Source organism: Streptomyces murinus (assembly GCF_002154555.1).
GTDB lineage: Bacteria > Actinomycetota > Actinomycetes > Streptomycetales > Streptomycetaceae > Streptomyces > Streptomyces murinus.
In genome coordinates, this window is record NZ_MUNF01000502.1 from 1 (window position 1) to 5,166 (window position 5,166).

A 5,166-nucleotide genomic window follows, 5' to 3' on the forward strand; every position below is an offset into this window, starting at 1 on the left:
AGACCGGTCCGTCCCCCAGCCACCGATGGATGGCGACCGCGGTGGTGCGAGCGTGCTCCTCCAGCATGGTGAAGTGGTCCCCCGGCACGGTGATCTCGGCGTGCGGCAGGCTCCAGGGCGGGGCGGGCTCGGCGCCGGGCAGGGGGTCCTGGGCCCGTACGTACAGGGTGGGGCAGGCGAGCGGCGCGGGCTTCCAGCCGTCGAAGAGCTCGAAGTATCCGGCCATCGCGGTCAGCCGGTCGGAGCTGGCGGAGGCGAATTCCGCCGCCCGGCGCAGCATGTCCGACGTCATCCCGGAGAGCGCCCGATCCCGGTCGCCGTGTCCCGGGGGATAGGTGTCCAGCAGGACCACGGCGGCCGGGCCGGTGCCCTCGGACTCCAGACGTTCGGCCACGGCATGGGCCACCCAGCCACCGGCCGACCGGCCCAGCAGTACCAGGGGGCCGTCGGCCGCGGCGGCGCGAACGGCCCTGGCCTGGGCGGTGACCAGAGCGTCCAGCGTGGCGGGCAGCGCCTCTCGGGGCTCGAACCCGGGATGCCGTACGGCGGAGACCGGCCGTAGCCCGCGCAGACCGGCGCCGAGACGCGCGTACTCCTGCGGCCCCGACACCGCGCTGAGCGCGGGGGAGCAGACCAGCCGGGCCCCCGTACCGCCCGCCGTGAGCATGACGGGTTCATGCGCCGCATCGTGCGCACCGGCCCTGTCGAACACCGGGCGCAGGCGCGCGGCGACGGTGAGGAGCACCATGCCGTCCCAGGTCCGTCCCCGGGCACATGCGGTACGGAAGAGAGCGCCCAGGGAATCCGGAGCCTCATCGGCGTTCGGCGCGTCGGCGGCCTGCGGCCCGGAGGGATCGAACTCACCCTGAATGCCGTCTACTTGAGGCGGGAAACCGGGAGTATCGACGGTCTCGGGCCCTGCCGGACCATCCGATGTGACGCCCGCCGAAGGCGCCTCGGCGGCATACCGTCGCGCCAGCTCGGTGGCGAGCGCGCGTGGCGTCGGGAAGTCGAACAGCAGTGTGGTCGGCAGCGCCAGCCCCGTTCTCGCCGCGAGCTCGTTGCGCAGCTCGACCGCGGCCAGGGAGTCCAGCCCCAGGTCCGCCAGCAGCGCGTCCTCCTCGATCTCGCTCACCCCGTCCGCGTGACCCAGGACGCGGGCCGCCAGGAAACGGACCTCGGTGAGCAGCACGCCGGCCTGCTCGCCCGGGAAAGCGGCGGCCGATGCAGCGCCGAGTCGGCCCCCACCCCCGCCCTCGCCCCTGCCTTCGTCGGCGGCACGGGTTCGGATCCGGTTCGGCGTGGAGCCGGCGCCACGGAGGGCGGCCGGGGCGAGGCGGGCCGCCACCACCACGGGTTCGTCACCGGTCACGGCGGCGTCGAAGAGGGCCAGGCCCTCCGCCGGACCGAGCGGGGCGAAACCGGCGCGGGCCATCCGCCGCAGGCCCGTGTCGTCCAGGCGCGCCATCATGCCGTCGTCCTGCCGCCAGGGACCCCAGGCGATCGACGTACCGGACAGTCCAGCCGGACGCGGTGCCGTGCCAGGGCGTCCAACACACAGTTGGCGGCGGCGTAGTTGGCCTGTCCTGCGGAGCCGAAGGTGCCCGCCACCGAGGAGAACAGCGCGAACAGGGCCAGGTCGCGGTCGCGGGTCAGCTCGTGCAGTGCGAGCGCGGCGTCCGCCTTGGGGCGCAGCACTCGCCTGAGCCGGTCGGTGGTGAGCGCCGTGACGACGCCGTCGTCCAGTACCCCCGCGGTGTGTACGACGCCGGTCAGCGGGTGGGCCGCCGGTACCGTGTCGAGCAGGGCGGCGAGCGCGGCACGGTCCGCCGCATCGCAGGCCTGCACGGTCACTTGGGCGCCCGCTGCGCTCAACTCCGCGACGAGTTCCCGGGCTCCAGGGGCGTCCGGCCCGCGTCGGCCGACGAGCAGCAGATGACGAACGCCGTGAACGGCGACCAAGTGCCGTGCCACCAGCATGCCGAGGGAACCGGTGCCACCGGTGACCAGGACGGTGCCCGCCGGATCGAGCGGCGGTCGCTTCGACGACTCCGGTACCGCCTCGGCCAGTCGCAGCAGCTTCGGTACGTACACCGTCCCCCGGCGTACGGCTGCCTCCGGCACCGAGGTGGTCAGCAGGGCGGGCAACACGCCCCAGGAGTCGGGGTGTTCGTCCACGTCGATCAGGGCGAAGCGGCCCGGGTTCTCGCGCAGGGCCGAGCGGATCAGCCCCCACACCGGCGTGTGCGACGGTACGGCCGCCGCCTCACCGGACCGGCCGTCGCTCTCGTGACCGGCGGTGGCGTCCGCGAGGCGACCGTCGTCGGGCAGCGCGACGGCACCGGACGTCACGAGGACGAGCCGCGCGCGGGACAGGTGCGGTTGCGCGAGCCACTCCTTGACGAGCTTGAGCGCCCGGTCCGCTGTCCGCAGCAACTCGGCGGCCAGGTCCCGCGCGTCGCCGTTCGTGCCGGGCGGCGGGCACGGTGCCACGACGATGTCCGACGACGCGTCGCACGCCGCCGGGCCCGGGTACACGGGGACACCGGAACCCGACGGTGCGAGGGCGTCCACCAGCCGCGTACCCGCCGTACCCAGAACCCCCCAGCGGGGCATCGCCCCAGGCGCGGGCGGTTCGGTCAGCGGTACCCAGTCCGTACGGTGGAGAGCGCCGGTGAGCACGTCCGTCGTCGCGGAGTCGGCACGCGGCAGGGGCCGGAGCGTCAGCGAACGGATCGTCGCCACCGGTGAGTTCGTCTCATCGGTCAGCTCCACCTGGGTCCCCCCGTCGGGTCCCGGGGTGACCCGTACCCGCAGGCGCCGTACTCCGGTGGCGTGCACGCGCACCCCGCCGAAGGCGAACGGCAGGGCCAGCCCGTCGGTTGCCGGAGTGTCTTCCCCGGAGCCGTCCGGGAGGAGGCGGTCCAGGGCCCGGACGTGCAGCGCCGCGTCGAGCAGCGCGGGGTGCAGGACGAACTCCGGGCCACACGCCTCCGGTCGCGGCGTCCGGGCCGCTTCCGGCAACTCGACGTCGGCGTACAGCTCCTCCCCGCGCCGCCAGGCGGCGCGCAGGCCCCGGAAGGCGGGGCCGTAGCGCAGCCCGTCGGCGGCCAGTCGGTCGTACGAGCCGGTGCCCGGACCGTCGGCCCCGAGGGGTACCGCTCCTTCCGGCGGCCAGGGCGCGCTCTCGATCCCGGTCGCCGTGGGCGGCAGCGCCGGGGAGAGCGTCCCCATGGCGTTCCGGACCCAGGGCTCGTCACCTGCCGCGGTGTGCGGCCGGGAGTGGAAGGAGACGGCCCGTCGTCCCGCGCCGTCCGGACCCGCCACCTTCACCTGCAAAGCGACCGCGCCGTGCGACGGCAACGGCAGCGGCGCGGCCAGGACCAGTTCCTCCAGGACGGCCGTGCCCGCCAACTCACCGGCGTGCAGGGCCATATCGACGAACGCGGTCGCCGGGAGCAGGATCTCCCCGGCCACCACATGGTCGGCAAGCCATGGCTGGTCGCGCACCGAGAGCACTGCGCTCAGCAGCAGCCCGTCGTCGTCGGCGCTGCGGGTGTACGACCGCAGGAGGGGGTGAGTGGCGTCGGCCGCCGGGAGGGCGGGCGCGGGCCCGGTGGCGGTGGCCTCCAGCCAGTACCGGCGACGTTGGAAGGCGTACGTGGGCAGTGCGACGCGCCGTCCGCCGCGCCCGGCGAAGACCGCCGGCCAGTCGACGGGTACGCCGTGCGCGTGCAGGGCGGCCAGCGTGCCGAGCAGGGCGTCCGCTTCCGGGCGCGAGGTGCGCAGAGTCGGCAGGACCAGCGGTGGTTCCGGGCTCCGCCCGCCAAGGCCCGCTGTCGGGTCGGCCGGGGACGTTCCGGTCGCGGCGAGGCACTCCCGCACCAGACCGGTGAGCACCCCGTCCGGCCCCAACTCGACGTACTGCGTCGCCCCTTGCTCACCCAGATACGCCACGGAATCGGCGAAGCGGACCGGACGGCGGACATGGTCCACCCAGAACTCCGGTGTGCACAGCTCCTCGTCGGTGGCCGCCCGGTCCGCGACCGCGGTGAGCAGCGGCAACTGCGGTGCGGTGAAGGACAGCTGGCGTACCACGTTCGCGAAGTCGGCCAGTACGGGCTCCATTCGAGCGGAGTGGAACGCATGGCCGACCCGCAGCGCGGTCACCGCACGGCCCCGCGCCCGGAAGTGCTCGGCAACCTCCCGCACCGCGTCCTCGTCGCCGGACACGACCACCGAGGCGGGCCCGTTGACCGCGGCGATCTCCGCCGCACAGCCGGTCTCGGCGAGGTGCGCGGCCACCTCGTCCGCGCCGGCGGCCACCGCCGCCATCCCGCCGCCCGCGGGCAGCGCGTCCATCAGCCTGCCGCGGGCCGCCACCAGGGTGCACGCGTCCGCGAGGGACAACACCCCGGCGACATGGGCCGCCGTCACTTCGCCCACCGAGTGCCCGGCCACGAGACCGGGGCGTACACCCCAGGCCTCGAACTGCCGGAACAGGGCCGTCTCCAGGGCGAAGAGCGCCGGCTGCGCGAACCGGGTCGTCCGCAGCAGCTCCTCGGCCTCCGTACCGGGCGCGGCGAACATGACGTCCCGCAGGGGTGCCGGCAGCAACGGGTCGAGCAGGGCACAGCACTCGTCCAACGAGCGGGCGAAGGCGGGGTGCGGATCGGGCGCCTCGTACAACTCGCGTCCCATGCCCGCGCGTTGGCTGCCCTGGCCGGAGAACAGCAGGGCGAGCCGGCCCTGGTCGCGGGACGTGCCCCTGTGCACTCCGGGCCGATCGTCGTCCGTCGCCAACGCCCGCAGGGAGTCGAGCAGTTCGGAACGGACCCGGGCCACCACGACGGCCCGGTGCTCGAAGACGGCCCGCGTGGTGGCGAGCGAGTGTCCGAGGTCCGCCAGGGACGCGTCGGGGGCGGTGACCACATGGTCGTACAGCCGTTGTGCCTGGGCCCGCAGCGCCGGCACGTTCCTGGCCGACACCGGAAAGGCCACCGCGGGCCGCGCGGAAGGCGTCGTACGCTCCGGTCCGGTGGGTGCCGTACCCTCCCGCTCGGCCCGTGTCGCGCCTTCCCGCACCTCTCGGCGCCCGCCCCGGTCACCCGCGGTCCCGCTCGCCCCACCCGCCTGAGGCTCTTCGAGCACCACATGGGCGTTGGT

The 5,166-nt window shown here is 74.7% G+C and carries 2 protein-coding genes; both read right to left on the minus strand.

The features are described 5' to 3' along the window. Positions 1-1,471: thioesterase domain-containing protein (locus tag CCN72_RS27900; protein WP_158101423.1), on the minus strand; the 1,471-nt coding region annotated here is incomplete at its 3' end. Beyond that, positions 1,468-4,989 carry a type I polyketide synthase gene (locus CCN72_RS27905; RefSeq protein ID WP_158101424.1) on the minus strand — a complete coding sequence of 1,174 codons (3,522 nt, stop codon included), beginning with the start codon at positions 4,987-4,989 and terminating at the stop codon, positions 1,468-1,470. The genes CCN72_RS27905 and CCN72_RS27900, both read right to left, overlap by 4 nt. Positions 4,990-5,166: the final 177 nt, after the last annotated feature.